24 protein-coding genes are annotated in these 17,118 nt (G+C 68.3%); 8 read left to right on the forward strand and 16 right to left on the reverse strand.

Annotated features, from left to right (window positions below):
- Positions 1-19: 19 nt before the first annotated feature.
- The 3 genes from gshA to ACCC97_RS22430 all read right to left on the reverse strand — a co-directional run bounded on the left by gshA (position 20) and on the right by ACCC97_RS22430 (position 2,732).
- Positions 20-1,576: a glutamate--cysteine ligase gene (gene gshA / locus ACCC97_RS22420; protein ID WP_413335134.1), complete on the reverse strand. Its 1,557-nt coding sequence runs from the start codon at positions 1,574-1,576 to the stop codon at positions 20-22.
- Between the two features lie 152 nt (positions 1,577-1,728).
- Positions 1,729-2,046 (reverse strand): putative quinol monooxygenase, encoded by a 318-nt coding sequence (locus tag ACCC97_RS22425; protein WP_007833867.1) that lies wholly within the window; start codon positions 2,044-2,046, stop codon positions 1,729-1,731.
- Positions 2,043-2,732, reverse strand: coding sequence for an alpha/beta hydrolase (locus tag ACCC97_RS22430; RefSeq protein ID WP_007833869.1), 690 nt, complete (start codon positions 2,730-2,732; stop codon positions 2,043-2,045). The genes ACCC97_RS22425 and ACCC97_RS22430 overlap by 4 nt, the downstream gene beginning before the upstream one ends.
- A 147-nt stretch (positions 2,733-2,879) precedes the next feature.
- Between ACCC97_RS22430 and ACCC97_RS22435 the strand changes: the two genes are divergently transcribed.
- Positions 2,880-3,353, forward strand: coding sequence for a Fur family transcriptional regulator (locus ACCC97_RS22435; protein WP_413335137.1), 474 nt, complete (start codon positions 2,880-2,882; stop codon positions 3,351-3,353).
- Positions 3,354-3,359: 6 nt separating this feature from the next.
- On the opposite strand, the gene zigA is transcribed toward ACCC97_RS22435, so the two are convergent.
- From zigA to ACCC97_RS22450, 3 genes are all read right to left on the reverse strand, one after another.
- Positions 3,360-4,553, reverse strand: a complete 1,194-nt coding sequence (gene zigA, locus ACCC97_RS22440) for a zinc metallochaperone GTPase ZigA (protein ID WP_413335139.1) — start codon at positions 4,551-4,553, stop codon at positions 3,360-3,362.
- 92 nt (positions 4,554-4,645) lie between these two features.
- A complete protein-coding gene (locus tag ACCC97_RS22445) occupies positions 4,646-5,359 on the reverse strand; it encodes a DUF899 family protein (RefSeq protein ID WP_413335140.1) in 714 nt (237 codons plus the stop codon).
- Between the two features lie 104 nt (positions 5,360-5,463).
- Positions 5,464-6,429 (reverse strand): SDR family NAD(P)-dependent oxidoreductase, encoded by a 966-nt coding sequence (locus ACCC97_RS22450; protein ID WP_413335142.1) that lies wholly within the window; start codon positions 6,427-6,429, stop codon positions 5,464-5,466.
- A gap of 81 nt (positions 6,430-6,510) precedes the next feature.
- Here ACCC97_RS22450 and ACCC97_RS22455 point away from each other — a divergent pair, with 81 nt between their 5' ends.
- Positions 6,511-7,164 (forward strand): glutathione S-transferase, encoded by a 654-nt coding sequence (locus ACCC97_RS22455; protein WP_413335144.1) that lies wholly within the window; start codon positions 6,511-6,513, stop codon positions 7,162-7,164.
- Positions 7,165-7,212: 48 nt separating this feature from the next.
- Here the strand turns inward: ACCC97_RS22455 and ACCC97_RS22460 are convergent, their stop codons facing one another.
- The 3 genes from ACCC97_RS22460 to ACCC97_RS22470 all read right to left on the reverse strand — a co-directional run bounded on the left by ACCC97_RS22460 (position 7,213) and on the right by ACCC97_RS22470 (position 8,788).
- Positions 7,213-8,010 (reverse strand): enoyl-CoA hydratase/isomerase family protein, encoded by a 798-nt coding sequence (locus tag ACCC97_RS22460; RefSeq protein ID WP_413335146.1) that lies wholly within the window; start codon positions 8,008-8,010, stop codon positions 7,213-7,215.
- An 18-nt stretch (positions 8,011-8,028) separates the two neighbouring features.
- Positions 8,029-8,451 carry a hypothetical protein gene (locus ACCC97_RS22465; protein ID WP_413314133.1) on the reverse strand — a complete coding sequence of 141 codons (423 nt, stop codon included), beginning with the start codon at positions 8,449-8,451 and terminating at the stop codon, positions 8,029-8,031.
- A 64-nt stretch (positions 8,452-8,515) separates the two neighbouring features.
- Complete coding sequence (locus ACCC97_RS22470) at positions 8,516-8,788, reverse strand: DUF2164 domain-containing protein (RefSeq protein ID WP_007833887.1); 273 nt, start codon at positions 8,786-8,788, stop codon at positions 8,516-8,518.
- A gap of 104 nt (positions 8,789-8,892) precedes the next feature.
- Here ACCC97_RS22470 and ACCC97_RS22475 point away from each other — a divergent pair, with 104 nt between their 5' ends.
- Together ACCC97_RS22475 and ACCC97_RS22480 are read left to right on the forward strand one after the other, a co-directional pair.
- Positions 8,893-10,092: a lactonase family protein gene (locus ACCC97_RS22475; RefSeq protein ID WP_413335148.1), complete on the forward strand. Its 1,200-nt coding sequence runs from the start codon at positions 8,893-8,895 to the stop codon at positions 10,090-10,092.
- Between the two features lie 30 nt (positions 10,093-10,122).
- Positions 10,123-10,335, forward strand: a complete 213-nt coding sequence (locus ACCC97_RS22480) for a hypothetical protein (RefSeq protein ID WP_007833897.1) — start codon at positions 10,123-10,125, stop codon at positions 10,333-10,335.
- Positions 10,336-10,351: 16 nt separating this feature from the next.
- Here ACCC97_RS22480 and ACCC97_RS22485 read toward each other — a convergent pair whose 3' ends face one another.
- The 3 genes from ACCC97_RS22485 to ACCC97_RS22495 all read right to left on the reverse strand — a co-directional run bounded on the left by ACCC97_RS22485 (position 10,352) and on the right by ACCC97_RS22495 (position 12,591).
- Positions 10,352-11,260, reverse strand: a complete 909-nt coding sequence (locus ACCC97_RS22485) for a DUF808 domain-containing protein (protein WP_007833898.1) — start codon at positions 11,258-11,260, stop codon at positions 10,352-10,354.
- Positions 11,261-11,378: 118 nt separating this feature from the next.
- Positions 11,379-12,071 carry a PepSY-associated TM helix domain-containing protein gene (locus tag ACCC97_RS22490; protein WP_413335150.1) on the reverse strand — a complete coding sequence of 231 codons (693 nt, stop codon included), beginning with the start codon at positions 12,069-12,071 and terminating at the stop codon, positions 11,379-11,381.
- 1 nt (position 12,072) lies between these two features.
- Positions 12,073-12,591, reverse strand: coding sequence for a GNAT family N-acetyltransferase (locus ACCC97_RS22495; protein ID WP_042673438.1), 519 nt, complete (start codon positions 12,589-12,591; stop codon positions 12,073-12,075).
- Positions 12,592-12,678: 87 nt separating this feature from the next.
- Here ACCC97_RS22495 and ACCC97_RS22500 point away from each other — a divergent pair, with 87 nt between their 5' ends.
- The 3 genes from ACCC97_RS22500 to ACCC97_RS22510 are packed head-to-tail and all read left to right on the forward strand — an operon-like array spanning position 12,679 to position 13,399.
- Positions 12,679-12,828 (forward strand): hypothetical protein, encoded by a 150-nt coding sequence (locus ACCC97_RS22500; RefSeq protein WP_007833921.1) that lies wholly within the window; start codon positions 12,679-12,681, stop codon positions 12,826-12,828.
- Positions 12,825-13,115: a VF530 family DNA-binding protein gene (locus ACCC97_RS22505; protein ID WP_413335152.1), complete on the forward strand. Its 291-nt coding sequence runs from the start codon at positions 12,825-12,827 to the stop codon at positions 13,113-13,115. Before ACCC97_RS22500 ends, ACCC97_RS22505 begins: the two co-directional genes overlap by 4 nt.
- Positions 13,112-13,399 (forward strand): 2Fe-2S iron-sulfur cluster-binding protein, encoded by a 288-nt coding sequence (locus tag ACCC97_RS22510; protein ID WP_413314130.1) that lies wholly within the window; start codon positions 13,112-13,114, stop codon positions 13,397-13,399. The genes ACCC97_RS22505 and ACCC97_RS22510 overlap by 4 nt, the downstream gene beginning before the upstream one ends.
- Here the strand turns inward: ACCC97_RS22510 and ACCC97_RS22515 are convergent.
- Entirely contained in the window at positions 13,396-14,709 is a 1,314-nt protein-coding gene (locus tag ACCC97_RS22515) for an MFS transporter (RefSeq protein WP_413335154.1), read from the reverse strand. The two genes, ACCC97_RS22510 and ACCC97_RS22515, sit on opposite strands and share 4 nt — an antisense overlap.
- 87 nt (positions 14,710-14,796) lie before the next feature.
- Here ACCC97_RS22515 and ACCC97_RS22520 point away from each other — a divergent pair, with 87 nt between their 5' ends.
- Positions 14,797-15,453, forward strand: a complete 657-nt coding sequence (locus tag ACCC97_RS22520) for an RluA family pseudouridine synthase (RefSeq protein ID WP_413335156.1) — start codon at positions 14,797-14,799, stop codon at positions 15,451-15,453.
- Between the two features lie 4 nt (positions 15,454-15,457).
- Here ACCC97_RS22520 and ACCC97_RS22525 read toward each other — a convergent pair whose 3' ends face one another.
- From ACCC97_RS22525 to ACCC97_RS22535, 3 genes are all read right to left on the reverse strand, one after another.
- Positions 15,458-15,898, reverse strand: coding sequence for a universal stress protein (locus ACCC97_RS22525; RefSeq protein WP_007833935.1), 441 nt, complete (start codon positions 15,896-15,898; stop codon positions 15,458-15,460).
- Between the two features lie 117 nt (positions 15,899-16,015).
- Positions 16,016-16,774 (reverse strand): 2OG-Fe dioxygenase family protein, encoded by a 759-nt coding sequence (locus tag ACCC97_RS22530; protein ID WP_007833936.1) that lies wholly within the window; start codon positions 16,772-16,774, stop codon positions 16,016-16,018.
- On the reverse strand, positions 16,771-17,055 hold the full coding sequence (locus ACCC97_RS22535) for a DUF427 domain-containing protein (RefSeq protein WP_007833937.1): 285 nt from the start codon (positions 17,053-17,055) through the stop codon (positions 16,771-16,773). The genes ACCC97_RS22530 and ACCC97_RS22535 overlap by 4 nt, the downstream gene beginning before the upstream one ends.
- Between the last annotated feature and the right edge of the window lie 63 nt (positions 17,056-17,118).

Genomic DNA, 17,118 nt, shown 5'->3' on the forward strand with positions numbered 1-17,118 from the left:
CGAAGACTGAACCAAAGTCCTAAGCGGCGACGGCCATGCGGCCGCGTGACACGCCCAGGCGCGCGGGCGAGACGTACTGCTCGCGATAAATTTCGAAGGGCATGGTGTCGGCCGCCTCGATGCGCTTCTGCTCCTGCAGCGACTCGGCCGTCATCTGCTCGAATTCGGCTTGCTGCGCGGCCGGGAACGGCAGCCCCAGCAGCGTGGCGCGGGTCTGCTCGGACTGGGCGCGCACGAAGCCGATGAAGGAGTTGCCATGGTCTTTCTCGACGGCTGCGAGCACGCGGGCCGAGGGCAGGCTGTCGGGGCTGTGCAGCGCGGCCCTGGCGGCGCGCACCGCGTCGGCATGCGCCGTGCCGCCCTGCGCCGCGTCGAGCGCGGCGGCGATGGGCTGGCACTGCTCGACCAGCTCCAGGCCCCAGTCGGCCAGCGCCACCTCGCGCCCGCCGCGCAGCAGCTTCAGGCCCGGCTCGCGGCCGCGCGCGGCCGTGAGGTGCTGGTTCTGCGCGAGCTCGGCGATTTCCTGCGGCGTGTCGTTGGGGCTGTCGCTCAACAGGCAGTGCAGCAGGAACACGTCGATGAAGCGCATGGTCTGCGCATTGATGCCGACGGTCTCGAAGGGGTCGAGGTCCATCAGGCGCACTTCGACGTACTCCACACCACGCTCGCGCAGCGCATGCAGCGGGCGCTCGCCGGGGTTGATCACGCGCTTGGGGCGGATGGTGCCGTAGAACTCGTTCTCGATCTGCAACAGGCTGGTGCCGAGCTGGTTGTAGTCGCCGCCGAGGTTGCGGATGCCGATGGCTTCGTACGCCGGCCACGGGCGCGTGAGCGCGTCCTGCAGCGAGGCGGCGTAGCCCTCGAGGCTGTTGTAGCTCACGGCCAGCGAGGCCTGCGCATCGCTCTGGTAGCCCAGGCGGCCCATGCGCAGCGAGGTGCCGTGCGGCATGAACATGCTGCCGTCACCCAGCGGCTGCAGCTCGTGCGGACGGCCCGCCACGAAGCTCGAACACAGGGCCGGCGAAGCGCCGAACAGGTACAGCAGCAAAAAGGCCTGGCGACGGAAATTGCGGATCAGCGCGAAGTACTGTTCGCTCGACACGTCGGGCAGCGACCAGTTGTAGTGGATGCCCGAGATGGTCTGCATGCGCCGGCCGTAACGGTGGCTCAGGCCCATGCGGTAGACGCTCTTGACGCGGCCCACGTTCGAGGAGCCGTAGCGGCCGATCGGAATCGTCTCGTCGGTCGGCAGGCCGCAAGGCATGCTCGACACCCAGAGACGCTCGTCGCCGAGCTGGTCGAGCACGCGGTAGGTGAACTGGTGAACCCGCGTCAGTTCCTCGAGCGCCGATTCGACGCCCGCATGCACGCCCGTGATGAGTTCGAGCTGCGATTCGCTGAAGTCGGTGGTGATGTGCGGATGCGTGAGCGCCGAGCCCAGGGCGATCGGATGCGGCGTCAGCGCGAGCTTGCCGTCGGGCAGCGCGCGCAGGCTTTCCTTCTCGATGCCACGCCGCATGCCCTTCAGTCGTGCGGCTGAAAGTGCAACCAGCCTCTCCTGCAATCTGTTGCTCATATTGTTATACCCATCAATCTTCTGAGGGGCTGGAAGGTAGCACGGGCGCGCGGGCATTGCTCGTGCAGGGAATCCCTCGCCCCGCTACCCTGTCGCTCGCTATGTTTTTGATAGCTTTCTGCATAGGCCGCGCTTCGGATGGCGCACGAAGCTCAGGCCCCGGCGCGGCCTGCCGACAGGTCGATCTCGCTCGACTCGTAGACGTGCATCTCCGGCGTGCCGTCGGCCATGGCCGCGAGCGCCTTGCCGAAAGCCCGCGAGGCATCCACGCGGAAGTGCGCCTGCAGCGCGGCCATGTCGCTCCACCGCTCCACGAAAGTCAGGCGCAGCGGCTCCTGCACGTCGGTCGAGACCTCGTGCGAGATGCAGCCGGGCTCGGCACGCGAGCGCAGCACGTGCTCGGTGCTGATGGCGAGCATCGCCTGCAGGGTGTCGGGCTTTGCCAGGGCGTGTCCGATGACCAGAATCATTTTGTTGCCTCCTTCGACAAGGTTCGGCCGAGCACCCGCAGCAGGAAGCTGTTGAGGTCGGCGATTTCTTCCATGCACACCGAGTGCGCCATCGTGTATTCGTGCCACTCGACAGCATGGCCCAGAGCGGCCAGCGCGTCGCGCGAGCGCATCGCGGCGGCCAGGGGCACCACGGGGTCCTGCCGGCCATGGGCAAGGAACACGGGCGTTTCGTGGTTGGCTGCGTGCCGTTCGGCCGCCGTGGTGGCCGCGATCGGCAGGTAGCCGGAGAGGCCGACGATGCCGGCCAGGCGCTCGGTGTGGCGCAGGCCCGTCATGAGCGCCATCGCGCAGCCTTGCGAGAAGCCGGCCACCACGATGCGGCTGGCGGCGATGCCGCGGGCCTTTTCATTCGAGATGATCGCTTCGATGGTCGCCTGCGAGCGGCGCAGGCCGGCCTCGTCCTCCTGCGCCGCCAGGTCGGGCAAGGCGATGTCGTACCAGGCCGGCATCCGGTAGCCGCCGTTGATGGTCACGGGCATGACCGGCGCATTGGGGAACACGAAGCGCACCGGGCCCACGGGCGAGAGGTCGAGTTCGTTGGCGATGGGCACGAAATCGTTGCCGTCGGCGCCGAGGCCGTGCATCACGATCACCGTGGCGGTGGGATTGGGGGCGGTTTCGATCTCGATGGGAGGACGGGACATGGTCGGACAAAGGTATTCAGGAATGCGGATGGCCAGACCTTAGCGCATTCGGGCCCGGCCGAAGGCGCCGATACGGCCGGTTGGCTGACTTGCACATCGTTTCGCCGCCCGCGGCGCCGCGGAATGCAACACAATGGCGTTTCGCATATGAAGACCACCACCTCGCATCCGAAGCCCTGTCCCGCCGCCCCGTTCGACAGCGAAATGCTGCTGCGCGGCAGCGGCCTGCGCGTGACCCGCGCTGCGCAGACCGTGCTCGAACTGCTCGAACACAATTCGCAGCCGCTCACGCACGAGGAAGTGGCCGCTGCCTATACGGCGGCCACAGGCGAAGCACCCGACCGCGTCACCGTCTACCGTGTGCTCGACCGACTGGTCGAGGCGGGCCTGTGCGACCGCCGCGTGGGCACCGACCGAGTCAATCGCTTTTCGCGCCACGTGGAGGCCGAGTCGGGCAACACCTTCGAATGCGACCAGTGCCACAAGGTGCTGGCGCTGCCGTCCGACCCCGAGCTTCCGAAGGTGATGGGCCGGCTGGGCCGGGCCTTGCGCAAGCAGGGCATCGATACGCGGCACACCGCGCTGACGCTGCACGGCACCTGCGGCGACTGCGCCCGATAGCTCTTTTCACGCGTTCCACGAAGGGAACGGGTCCGGGAAGTTCCGCCACCACGAGGCGCCGAAGCGCATTTCGTCTTCCGTGAGCAGGCAGGCATCGAGCCGGGTGCGCAGCGCTTCCTCATCCATGCCGATGCCGATCAGCACCAGCTCCTGCCGGGCGTCGCCCGTGGCCGAGTCCCAGTTCTTGCGGATCAGCTCCAGCGCGTCAGGGTCGGTCGGCCAGTGCTCGCGCGGCACCGCCGCCCACCAGAAACCCGCCGCGCCATGGCGGCAGGCGCCGCCGGCCTGCGACCACGAGCCGGCGCGCGTGGCGCGGCTCGCGAGCCAGAAGAAGCCCTTGGAGCGCACCACGCCTTCCCATTCGCTGTGCACCAGCTCCCAGAACCGCTTGGGATGGAACGGAATGCGCGAGCGGTACACGAAGCTGCGGATGCCGTATTCCTCGGTTTCCGGCAGGTGCTCGCCGCGCAGCTCGGCCAGCCAGCCCGGCGCCTGCTCGGCCTGCCCGAAGTCGAACAGGCCAGTGTCGAGCACGCGGTCGAGCGCCACGCGGCCGAACTCCGACACCTCGATGCGCGCGCGCGGATTCAGCCTGTGCAATATCGCCATCAGCCGCTCGCGCTCCTCGCGCGTGACGAGGTCGGTCTTGTTGACCACCAGCACGTCGCAGAACTCGATCTGCTCGATCAGCAAGTCGACCACCGTGCGCGTGTCTTCATCGCCGAGGGACTGCCCCCGCTGGCCGAGGCTGTCGGGCGAGCCGTAGTCGCGCAGGAAGTTGAAGGCGTCGACCACGGTCACCATGGTGTCGAGCCGCGCCACGTCGGCCAGGCTCTTGCCGTCCTCGCCCGCGAAGGTGAAGGTCTCGGCCACGGGCAGGGGCTCGGAGATGCCGGTGGACTCGATCACGAGCTGGTCGAAGCGGCCCTCCTTCGCCAGGCGATGGACCTCGAGCAGCAGGTCTTCGCGCAGGGTGCAGCAGATGCATCCGTTGCTCATCTCGACCAGCTTCTCGTCGGTGCGCGAGAGCTGGGCGCCGCCGTCGCGCACGAGCGCAGCGTCGATGTTGACCTCGCTCATGTCGTTGACGATGACCGCCACGCGCCGGCCCTCGCGGTTGTGGAGGATGTGGTTGAGCAGCGTCGTCTTGCCGGCGCCGAGAAAGCCGGAGAGCACGGTGACAGGAAGGCGGTCGGCCATCGGGGCGGTCTCCATATATGCAACAGAATTGCATTATATGAAGCAACGCAACCATGTTGCGTTTATACCCCCCCCCCGAGAGGCCCAATCGCTCAGTAGGACAGCTTGGGATACCAGTCGGTCCCCCGCCCTTCGGGCGTCATGTCGAGCAGGTTCCATATCGGCATCGCATCGGGCGCTCCGCGCGGGTCCTGCCCGGGGTCGGAGGTTCCAGCGCCCATCTCGCCGCCCCAGAAGTGGCGGATCGTCCCGCCGTCGCGCCAGAACACGTTGAATGCCGGGTTGTCGCCGCTTTCGGGCGTCTCGCCGGCGTAATCGCGGTTGAAGGTGTTGCCGGCCGATGAATACAGCGGCAGGTGCCGCCAGCCGCGCTCCCTGGCGAAAGCCGTCATCCGCTCGATCGGCGAGCTCGCGACGACCGCGAACGCCACGCGCTGCAGGATGTCGGGCATCTCGCCGTCGTAGGCGCTCAGCAGCGAGGTGCACATGGGGCACGGACGCTCACGTTTCGGGCCATACATCCAGTTGTAGGTGATGAGCGTGCCGTGCTCGCCGAAAAGTTCGGAGAGCCTGACCGGCCCACCGGCTCCCTGAAACTCGTAGTCTTGCGGCACCTCGCCACCCGGGGGCAGTGCGCGGCGCATTTCCGCGACGCGTTCGATGCGTCGGCGCAAATCGATCTCCTCGGCAAGGAGTTCCGTGCGAGCCCGCCGGTAGGCGACGCTTTCGCCCGGGAACCGGACGGAATTGGAACGGGCAAGCCGGCTGGCGGATACCAGTTCGGTGGCTTCGGCTGGGGCGGACATGGCAGGTCACCTCCTGGGGTGATTGAAGGGATTGACGTGCATGGTGCACCCGCGCGCAGGCCGTTGCCGGTACGCGCTTTTCCCCGGTCGGGCGCGAACTTGTCCTACGGCCCTACCTGCATCTCGAAAGCCGCGACCTGCCTTCCATCGATGTCGGTGAAGCCGTACTCGCGCGCCAGGTCGGCAACGCGCAACACCTCGCCGCTTTTCTCCAGCACCCTCGCATCGCCCGCCAGCGCCGCGACCGCCCGCCCCAGGTAGCGCGGCGATTCGGTGCGCGCCAGCTCGGGCCGCTGTTGCCAGTCCGCCTCGTCGGTCTTGTGGCCCGCGAGCACGAACTCGGTGCGCATCCAGCCTGGGGACACGGCAACCGAGGCCACGCCGTGCGGCTTCAGCTCCTGCGCGATGCCGAAGGCCAGCCGCGTCATCGACGCCTTGGCCAGGTCGTAGAAGAGATTGCCGCGCAGGTAGTGGCCGCGGTCCCAGAAGGTGGTGGTGACGATCAGCCCCCTCTTGCGCCGCACCATCAGCGGCGCGGCGCAGCGGCTCGCCACGAGGTGGTTGCGCACGCCGCGGTCGAACATCGCGTCCCAGTTGGCAAGGGGATGCTCCCAGAACGGCGCGTCGAACACGCCCGTGAATGTCTCGTGGCCGCCCCAGGCGTTGTTCACGAGCAGGTCGAGGCGGCCTGCCTCGCGCTCCACGCGGGCGAAGAGCGCAGCCACTTCCTGTTCGTTCGTGTGGTCGCATTGCACCGCGATGCCGCGCCCGCCCTGGCGCGTGACCTCGTCGGCGGTGTCGTCAATGCTGCCGGGCGCCACGGCCATGTCCGACAAGGCGAGCAACTGGCCGTAGGTATCGGCGGGCCTTTCGCGCGTGCTGCGCCCGGTGACGTACACGGTGGCGCCGGCCGCACCCAATTCGACCGCGATGCCGCGCCCCGCGCCGCGGCTCGCGCCGGTGACCACCGCCACGCAATCCTTCAGCGGGCGTAGCGTGCCGGCGGGCAGGTTCGATTCAGGCCCGTGCAAGGGGTCGTCGTCGAGCCGGAGGAAAAGGTGTTCGGGCATGCGGCGATTGTGTAGAAAAACCTGCCCGCACGCGACCGGGCACGGTCACCGAAAATCGGCCGCTTCGCCTGTACGCCGCGCATGCCCAACGCTCTCCCCGTCCTCTATTCGTTCCGCCGCTGCCCCTACGCGATGCGCGCCCGCCTGGCGCTGGTCGCGAGCGGCCAGCCTTGCGAGCTGCGCGAAGTGGTGCTGAAGAACAAGCCCGCCGAGATGCTGCAGGCCTCGCCCAAGGGCACGGTGCCCGTACTGCTCACCGAAGACGGTACGGTGCTGGAACAAAGCCTCGATGTGATGCTGTGGGCCCTGCGCCGCAATGATCCGCGGCGCTGGTTGCAGCCCGGCACCGGCACGCTGCAGGACATGCTCGCGCTGGTCGGCGCCTGCGACGACGACTTCAAGCCCCAGCTCGACCGCTACAAATATCCCAACCGGCATGCGGATGGTGGGAAGCCCGCCCGCGAGCGCGGCGCCCAGTTCCTGCGCGGCCTCGAAGCCAGGCTGTCGGCCACGCCGCATCTGGCCGGCGCCCACGCCACGCTGGCCGACGCCGCCGTCATGCCCTTCGTGCGCCAGTTCGCGATGGTCGACGCCGCATGGTTCGATGCCCAGCCCTGGCCCCGCCTGCAGGCATGGCTGTCGGACTGGACCGTCTCGGACCTGTTCGAGCGCGCCATGCACAAGTACGCGCCCTGGAAGGCGGGCGAGGCGGGTGTCGACTTTCCTCCAGGCTGAGGACCGCGCACCGTGCCTGGAGTTCGGCACGCTGCCTGATGGAAGCAGTCAGCCGAAGTCCGGCGCGCGCCGTTCGCGCAGTGAGGCCACGCCCTCGCGCACGTCGGCGCCCGCGAAGCCCATGAATTCGAGCGCCAGCGAGGCATCGAAGGTCGGCCCGGCTTGGCGCAGCCAGTTGTTCAGCGCGTACTTGGTCAGGCGGATCGCGCTCTGGCTGCCGGCCGCGAGCCGGTCGGCCACCTCGTAGGCGCGCGGCAGCAGGTCGGACTCCTCCACCGCGAGCGACACGAGGCCGATGCGCTCGGCCTCCTCGCCGCTCACCGGCTCGCACAGCAGCAGGTGGTACTTGGCCTTGGCCATGCCGCACAGCAGCGGCCAGACGATGGCCGCATGGTCACCCGCCGCCACGCCCAGGCGCGTGTGGCCGTCGACGATCTTCGCGTTCTTCGCGGCGATGGAAATGTCGGCCAGCAGCCCCGCCACCAGCCCCGCGCCCACGGCCGGGCCGTGCATGGCGCTGACGATGGGCTTGTCGCAATTGATGATGTTGTAGACGAGGTCGCGCGCCTCGCGCCACACGCGCTGGCGCACTGCATCGTTGGTGGTCATGTCCTGCACCATCGCGAGGTCGCCGCCGCCCGAGAAGCCCTGGCCTTCGCCCCGCAGCACCGCGCAGCGCACGCTGTCGTCGGCCGATGCGTCGCGCCAGATTTCGGCCAGCTCGCGGTGGCCGTCATGGCCCGCCGTGGGCAGCTTGCCGTTGGCGGCCCGCATCTGGATGTCGAGCACCGCGCCATTCGCACCTCGGCGCGTGATGGCGAGGGTCTGGTAGCGGGCGTAGTCCATGGCGGGTGCCTCTTTCGTCTACTTTTTCGCGGCCGCTTCGCGGCAGCGCTGCACATTGGCATCGAAGCGCGAGGCCAGCCCCGGTTCGCACTCGTCGGAAGGCGTGAGCCTGCACATGCCGACGACCACGTAGTCCATCACCGCCGACGTGCACATCGGGTAGGCCGCGAGATCGGGATTGGCCTTGACCTTGAAGCCCCAGCGTTCCGAAAACTGCACCGTGCGGATCATCGCGCCATGGAAGAAGCTGCGGTCTCTCGCGGCGATGGCGGCTTCCATGCGAGGCAGTTCCTCGTTCAAGTACCCGACCGAATCCATCGGAAAGCCGGACGGCTCCTGCTGCGCGGTGGCAAGGGACGCAGCCAGCACGAGGGGCAAGGCGGCAAGGGCGCGCAGAGCGGAGGTGAGCGCGGAACGTGGGGAAGTGCGGTGGAGATGCATGGCTTCGAATTCTGCAACGTTTTGAAGCACTTCTGAATGCACGGCGATGCGCGGGCGCGACGCCCTACCTTCCCTTCTTTTGCTTGTCGTACTTGCGCCAATACTGGAATTCGTCCTCGTGCACTTCGAGGTCGACCTCCGAGATGCGCGATTGCAGGCGCTCCTGCACATCCGCCACGGCCTTGTTGTAGACGAGCGGGCCGACCTCTTCGAGGAAGAAGCCGAGCAGCGCGCCGGCCGCGATGTTGCCGATCGGCTCCTCCATGTTTTCGCGGAAGTAGCGCTCGATGGAGGTGATGGCCTGCTGGCGCGCTTCCTTCGGTATCTCGATGGTCATGTGGGCCCCAGGGAGTGAATCGATCGATTGTGCCGGGCGCGGGCCGGCGGCGAAGCCGCGCCGTTCGCTACCATGCGCGCACAACAACACCGGAGACAGACAGCATGAAGTTCCGCCCCGCCGCACTCGCGGCCCCCGCCCTGGCCGCCGCCCTTGCAGTGCTTGCCGGCTGCGCGAACATGACGCCCACCGTGCCGCAGCGCCAGCTGATGCTGGTCGCCAACGACGAGAAGCAGTCGTGGAACGACGCCGGTGTCGTGGCCCTCGGCCCGATGGGGCGCGACACGGTGCAGGTGCTCGACATCGGCACCGACCCGCTGGCGCCCAAGGTGCTCGGCACGCTGCAGCTGGACAACACCATCGCCGGGCCGCCGACCAACCTCGCGATCACGCCCGGCGAAACGCTGGCGCTGGTCGCCAACTCGCTCAACGTGATCGAGGAGAACGGCGCGCGCAAGCAGGTACCCGACAACCGCCTCTTCGTGATCGACCTGACCACCACGCCGCCCAGGCTGCTCGACACGCTGCAGGTCGGCAAGCAGCCCTCGGGCCTGTCGATCAACCGCGCGGGCAACCTCGCGCTGGTGGCCAACCGCGCCGACAACTCGGTGAGCGTGCTGCGCATCGCGGGCAAGAAGGTGACGCTGATCGACACCGTGGCCATGGGCGATTCGGTGGCGCACGTGCGCTTCACGCCCGATGGCAAGCGCGCGCTGGCTGCCAAGTTTCCGAGCCACAAGATCGCGCTGCTCGACGTGAACGGCGAGAAGGTCAGCTACAACAAGGTCGACCTCGCCGCCGGCCTGTGGCCCTACAACGTCGACGTGACGCCCGACGGCAAGCTCGCGCTCACGGCCGACAACGGCAACTCGGGCGCCTCCGACGGCCAGGTCGACACGGTGAGCGTGATCGACCTCGAAGCCGCACCGCCACGCGTGGTCGACAAGGTGGTGGTGGGCGACGGCCCCGAAGGCCTCGCCGTGAGCCCGACCGGCAGGCATGCGGTGGCGGTGATCCTGCGCGGCAGCAACGCGTCGAAGAGCGCTTACTTCTACAACCGCAACGGCTCGGTGGTCCTGCTGAAGATCGACGGCAAGAAGGTCACGCGCGCCAATGAGGTGGAGGTGCGCGGCCTGCCCGAGGGCGCGGTGTGGAGCGCCGACGGCAAGTACCTCTACGTGGGCAACTTCATCGACCAGGACATCACGATCCTGCGGCTCGATGGCGACACGCTGGTGCCGACGGGCAAGTCGTTTCCGCTGCAGGGCCATCCGGCCGCGATGCGCGGGACAATGACGCACTGATCGATCCACACACCCCCGCACGAAAAAGCCATGGCGCAACCCAAACGACAACTCCGCACGCTCGAGCGCGGCATCCTCTGCCTCGTGATCGGCGTCGCCGTTCTGCTGGGGCCGCGCTTCCTGCAGGGCACGCGCTGGTTCGAGATGGTGGCAGGGGCCTATCTGGTCGGCTGGTTCGCGGTGGTGCTGGGCGTGGCGTTGATCGCGGTCGAGCTGGTGAAGCGCGGCAAGCCGCGCCAGTAGCCAACAACCTGGCCTCTCAGGCCTTCTTGCCGCGCAGCTTGCCGACCAGTTCCACCACGGCCAGCACGATGGCGCCGGCCACGAGGCCCACGCCGGCGTTCACGCCCATCGAGCCCAGCGTGCCGAACACGCCGCCCGTGGCCGTGGCCCAGCCCTCGACCGCATGGCCCAGCGCCGGCAAGCCATGCACCAGGATGCCGCCGCCCACGAGGAACATCGCGGCCGTGCCGGCCACCGACAGCGCCTTCATGAGCCAGGGTGCCGCAGCCAGGATGCCGCGGCCCAGGGCGCGCGATGCGGCGCTGGCGCGCTGGCTCAGGTAGAGGCCCGCGTCGTCGAGCTTCACGATGCCGGCCACGAGGCCATAGACGCCGATGGTCATGATCAGCGCGATGCCGACCAGCACGGTCAACTGCGTCGTGAAAGGCTGGCCCTGCACGGTGCCCAGCGTGATGGCGATGATCTCGGCCGAGAGGATGAAGTCGGTGCGTACCGCGCCCTTGATCTTGTCCTTCTCCATCGCGACCACGTCGACCGAGGCGTCGGCCACGGCCTTCTCGTGGCGCTGGGTGTCGGCTTCGTGCTCCTTCTTGTGCAGGAACTTGTGCGCGAGCTTCTCGGTACCTTCGAAGCACAGGAACGCACCGCCCACCATCAGCAGCGGCGTTACCAGCCACGGCAGCCAGGTGCCGATGGCGAGCGCCGCGGGCACGAGGATGGCCTTGTTGACGAACGAGCCCTTGCACACGGCCCAGACCACCGGAATCTCGCGCTCGGCCTTGACGCCGGACACCTGCTGCGCATTGAGCGCAAGGTCGTCGCCCAGCACGCCGGCCGTTTTCTTGGCGGCGACCTTGGTGAGGATCGACACGTCATCGAGAACGGTCGCGATGTCGTCGAGAAGCAGGAGCAGGCTGGTGGCCATGGGGCAAGATCAGGGCTGAAAAAGAAGCGGCGAGCTTATCCGCAGCCGCCACCCGCCCCCTGCAATAACCGTACGCGGGCGCCCTGAACGGGAGCCGGCATGCGAGCTTGCCGGCGAATCAGAGAGCGCCGAGCGCAATGGCCAGCATCGCGGCCAGCGACACGCCGAACAGCGCCAGGCCCACGCGGCGGCGGCGGTGCGTAAGCATCCACAGCGCCACGCCCGAGATCGACAGGAAGATCAGGCTGCCGGCCAGCGTGTCGACCAGCAGGATCCACGGCAGCGGCATGCTGCCGCCCTTGTGCATGTTGGTGAGCGTGGCAACGAAGCCATTGTGCGTAGTGGCGACGCCGACCGAGCGGTTGCCCTGCCAGTACTCGGCCTGCACGATCTCGTTGGGGCCGCCGAAGTTGAACACCCAGTGCGCCGGCTGCATGAGCGCCGGGGCGCTCTTGTCGCCCGTGTCACTCTTGTCGGCCCAGGCGACGGGCTTGGCCGGTTCGATGCGCGAGGCGCTGGGCGGGCCGCTCATGCGCAGCGCCCCCTGCAACCACAGGCTCATCGCCTCGGGCGTTGCCGGCACCGGATCGGGCAGCGCCAGCTGGGCGCGCGTGCGCTCCTGGGCCTGCGGCAGCTTCAGCACGTTGCGGTGGTTGAGCCAGATGCCGCTGAAACCGAACAGCAGTCCCAGCACCGCGCCCCACAGGCCGAACCAGCCATGGGTGCGGCGAATCCATTGCACGGCGGCGGTGCGGCGCTGGTGCGATCGCACGCGCGCGGCGTGGCCGAGGGTGCTGCCGCCGGCGTCCATGTCAGGAAACGTCGCGCTTGAGGCGGATTTCCTCGACGCGCACCGTGCCCAGGGCGGTGGTCTTGGCGGTCTTCATCTCGCGCTTGAAGCCGGCGAGTTCGTGGAAGCGCATGGCGCGATCGTTGCGGATCGGCACCCAGATGGTGACCGTCGTGCAGCCCTCTTCTTCCAGGCCTTCGCGCGCGGCGTCCCAGAGGGCCACGCCCACGCCCTTGCCCCAATGCTCGGGCTTGACGTAGATCGCCCAGATCTCGCCGGTGGTGGGCGGCGTCTTGGGGTCACGCGAGCGGTCGAAGCCGACGAAGCCGACGATCTGGCCGTCGAGCGTGGCCACGTGCACCTGGGGTTCGCTGAATTCGATGGCTTCGCGCCACTTGGCTTCGCGCGAGGCCGGGGCCAGCATGCGCAGCTCTTCTTCGGGGAGGATGCCTTCGTAGGCGGCCTTGGCGGACAGGGCGTGGACCTCGGCAACGGCCTTGGCGTCGCGCATGGTGGCGGGGCGAACTTCGTAATCTGACATGAATGCGGGAAATCGGATGGAACCGCGTATTGTCGCCGCACCGCTAAACTGCCTGCTGTATCCGTCGCAACAACAGGAGAATTCGACATGGCCAAGGGTCAGCAACGCAGCACCAAGGAAGCGAAGAAACCGAAGAAGGACACTTCGCCACCCAAGCCTGTGGGCACCGGCGGCATCGAGCCCGTGCGCACGATCACCACCGCCGTGATCCCCCGCGGCAAGCTCAAGAACAAGTGACCGGTCAAGCGCCAGCCCCCGCGGCCAAAAAGGCCCAGCCACGCAACCCGTTGCACGGGCTGACGCTGGAAGCCATCGTCACGGCGCTGGTCGACTACTACGGATGGGAGCACCTGAGCGAACTCGTGCCCGTCCGTTGCTTCACGCTCGACCCGAGCGTGAGTTCCAGCCTCAAGTTCCTGCGCAAGACGCCGTGGGCGCGCGAGAAGGTCGAGAGCCTGTACCTCTTCATGCTGCGCGAGCAACGCCGCGAACAGCAGCAACAGGAACCGCCGCCGCAACCATGAAGGTCCGACTCGAGCCCTCGGGCCTCGACTTCGAGACCGACGCCGCCACCACGCTCCTGAAGGCCGCCGAAGAAGCCGGCATCGAACTGCCGAGCTCGTGCCGCAACGGCACCTGCCGCACCTGCATCTGCCGGCGGCTGTCCGGCGAAACCCGCCACACCATCGAATGGCCCGGCCTGAGCGCCGAGGAAAAGGCCGAGGGCTGGATCCTGCCTTGCGTGGCACAGGCGCTGGGCGACCTGACGCTCGACGTGCCCGGCGCTCGCGCCCTGTTCGCGGATTAGGCCGGGGGAGGCCTGGCGGAAGGCGCCGCCACCACCAGCCGGTCCCGCTGCGCCAGCGACGGGAACAGCTTGAACCACGTCAGCGCGACCAGCATCGTCCCCACGCCGCCCGCCACCACCGAGCCGACCGGTCCGAGCAGCGCCGCCGTGGCGCCCGATTCGAACTCGCCGAGCTGGTTGCTCGCGCCGATGAAGATCGAGTTGACCGCGCTCACCCGCCCGCGCATCGCATCGGGCGTCTCGAGCTGCACCAGCGTCTGGCGGATCACCACGTTGACCATGTCGGCGCCGCCCGAGACCGCCAGCGCGATCAGCGAGACGACGAAGCTCTTCGAAATGCCGAACACCACCATGCACACCCCGAAGAGCCCCACGGCCAGCAGCAGCGTGCGCCCCACGTTGCGCTCGACCGGCCGGCGCGTGAGCGCGATGGACATCACCAGCGCGCCCACCGCCGGCGCGCTGCGCAGCAGGCCGAGCCCCCAGGGCCCCGTGTGCAGGATGTCCTTGGCGTAGATCGGCAGCAGCGCCACCGCACCGCCCAGCAGCACCGCGAACAGGTCGAGCGAGACTGCGCCGAGCACGGGCTTGCGCTTCCAGATGAAATCGACGCCCGCGAACACGGTGGCCAGCGTGACCGGTTCGCGCGCGGCCGGCGTGTAGGCATAGCGCAGCCGCAGAACCAGCGCGCAGGCGACCGCAAAGAACGCCACGCTGGCGCCGTAGACCACCGCCATGCCCGCCACGAACAGCAGGCCGCCGAGGGCCGGCCCGCCGATGATCGCGCCCTGCATGCCGGCCGAGCTGAAGGCCATCGCGCGCGACAGCATGGCGGGCGGCACCAGCAGCGGCGTCAGCGCCTGCTGTGCCGGCATCTGGAAGGCGCGCACCGCGCCCAGCACCAGCGACAGCCCCAGCAGCAGGCCGCGCGTGTCGTGCTTCTCGAGCACCGCCAGCAGCAGCGCCAGTGCCACCAGTCCCTGCACCGCGAAGCAGGCCGCCACGATGCGCCCGCGATGGTGGCGGTCGACGACATGGCCGGCCAGCAGCGCCAGCAGCAGTGCGGGTACGAACTGGTAGAGGCCCACGAGGCCCAGGTCCCAGGCGCTGCCGGTGAGCTCGTACATGTGCCAGCCGATGGCCACCAGCAGCATCTGCGAGGCGGCGGTGCCGAACAGCCGCGCCGTCCACATCTGCATGAACGGACGCTCGCGCGTCAGGTCGGAAAAGCCGGGGGAAGAGACCGCGGCGCCCAAGGGAATGGCTGCGGCGTCGGTGGAAGAAGCGGAAACAGGGGCGGGGCCGGACATTCGTTCGAGGATAGCCGAGGCTTCATGAGCGCGGCATGAGAGGGCCAAAACGGGCCTGCAACGGGCTCTCTACACTCGGCGGCATCCATGACCGCGCCGCCGCTCCTGCACCCCCTCCACGAAGACCCCTACCTGCTGGTGTTCGACAAGCCCGCCGGCCTGCTCTGCGTGCCCGGCCGCGGCGAGGACAAGCAGGATTGCCTGAGCGCGCGCGCAATGCGGCAGTGGCCCGACGCGCTGATCGTGCATCGCCTCGACATGGGCACGAGCGGGCTGGTGGTGATGGCACGCGGCATCCCCATGCAGCGCGCGCTGAGCGCGGCCTTTGCCGAGCGGCGGGTGCACAAGCGCTATGAAGCCGTCGTCGACGGCGCGATGCCGGTGCGGGCAGACTGGTCGCTGATCGACGCGCCGCTGATGGCCGACTGGCCGCGCCGGCCACTGCAGAAGATCGATCCTGCGGGCAAGCCCAGCGTCACGCGGTGGAAGGCGGTGTCGCTGCTACCCGGCGAGCCCGCCGCGACCCACGTGCTGCTGGAGCCGCTGACGGGCCGCTCGCATCAGCTGCGCGTGCACCTGCTCTCGATCGGCCATCCGATCCTCGGTGATGCGCTGTACGGCGATGCAGCCCTGCAAGCGCGTGCGCCGCGCCTGTTGCTGCACGCGAGCGAGTTGGGATTCGTGCACCCGGTGACGCAGCAAGACCTTTGCTTCAATCGGCCGCCCGATTTCATCGTCTCCTGAGCGATCAGCCGCCCTTGACGACCAGCACGGGCATGTTGGCGTCCTGCAGCACGCGCTGCGTCACGCTGCCCAGCAGCAGTTTCTCGATGCCGCTGCGGCCGTGCGAGCCCATCACGATCAGGTCGGCCGCGATGGCGATGGCCGTATCGACGATGCCTTCGTGCACCACGTGGCCGTCGATCACGCGCTGGTCGCTGTGAAGGCCTTCGGCCGCGAGCGCCGCCACGCCGCGCGCGAGCGCCGCATTGGCACTGGCCGTGGCTGCGGCGAGGTATTCGTTCTGGCCGAGCGCGTAGTCCGCGCCCACACCGATGAAGGGATAGTTGTCGATCACGTGAATCAACGTGATGCGGCTACCGAAAGCCAGCGCGAGGCCGCTGGCCTTGCTGACGGCGAGCATGGAAGTTTCGGAGCCGTCGATCGGAACCAGGATGTGATTGAACATGGCGGGACCTCGCTTTCGTCGCAGACAGACACGACTCACCGTCGAGCCGGACCCCGAATTTAACCCCGATGCCGGAGGGAACCTGTAGGACTCAAGGCAGCGACGGGAAACGGGGCGTCAATCCCCCTGGAAACCCTTGGCCCGGCAAGTGATCACGAGCGTGTCGCGCCAGCCTTCGCCGCCCTCCTCGAGCGGCTGGATCGGCGTCGATTCATGGATCACACGCGCGTCGTCGAGCAGCAGCAGGGTCCACGGTTCGGTCATGGTGAAGCGCTCGCCGCGGCGGCCATTGGCCTCGAACACGCGCGTCTCGCCGCCCTTGATGCCGTGCCTGCCGACGAGTGCCACGGCCACGAGATCGACCCCATCGCGGTGCGCACCTTCGGGCGTCGGCCGGCCGATGCCGCCGGCGGTGTCGATGCGGAACTGGTGCGCTTCCACGTACCAGCGCTGCCGTGTCGTGCCACGCATGTCGCTGCAGGCCTTGCCGAGCTGCCGCAGCAGCCGCTGCCACACGGGTTGTGCCACGGTGGCATCGAGCATCGGCGCAAACCAGCGCTGCATGCCGCCGTGCAGCGCGTTGTATTCGACCGGCTGCCAGTGCGCGCGGTGCGGCACCTGCGTGAGCGTGGCGTGGTCGTCGGCTTCGATGGTGAAACAGGCGTGGCGCCGAGTGCGGTAGCGGCCACCGTCCTTCAGGTAGTCGTCGGGCGGGAGGCCGTTCCAGTCGGCGTGCAGTGCATCGAGCTGCGCGATCGGTGCGCCAAGCCATTCGCCCACACCCTGCGGGCTGAGTACCGCATAGCCTTGCTCGCGCAGTGCGGCGGGCAGCTCGGCCGGGGCGATGAACGGCGGAGTGAAGGCGGCCGTGGTCACTGCGCGCTGACCTTCACGTCCTTCCAGAACGCGACGCGGTCGCGGATCTCTTCGGCTTCGGGCTTGGGGTCGGCGTAGTACCAGGCGGCGTCGGTGTGGAGCTCGCCGTTGACCAGCAGCGAGTAGTAGCTGGCCGAGCCCTTCCAGGCGCAGGTGGTCTTGTGGTTGCTGAAGGTGACGTAGTCGCGGTTGAGTGCGCTCATCGGGAAATAGTGATTGCCTTCGACGATCACGGTGTCGTCGCTTTCGGCGATGGTGACGCCGTTCCAGGTTGCTTTCATGGTCTTGGCTCCAGGGGGAGGGTTGCGGGGCGCTGGCCGTTGCGCTGCCGCACGGGGCCGGGG

The organism is Variovorax sp. Varisp85, assembly GCF_047304045.1.
Lineage (GTDB): Bacteria > Pseudomonadota > Gammaproteobacteria > Burkholderiales > Burkholderiaceae_C > Variovorax.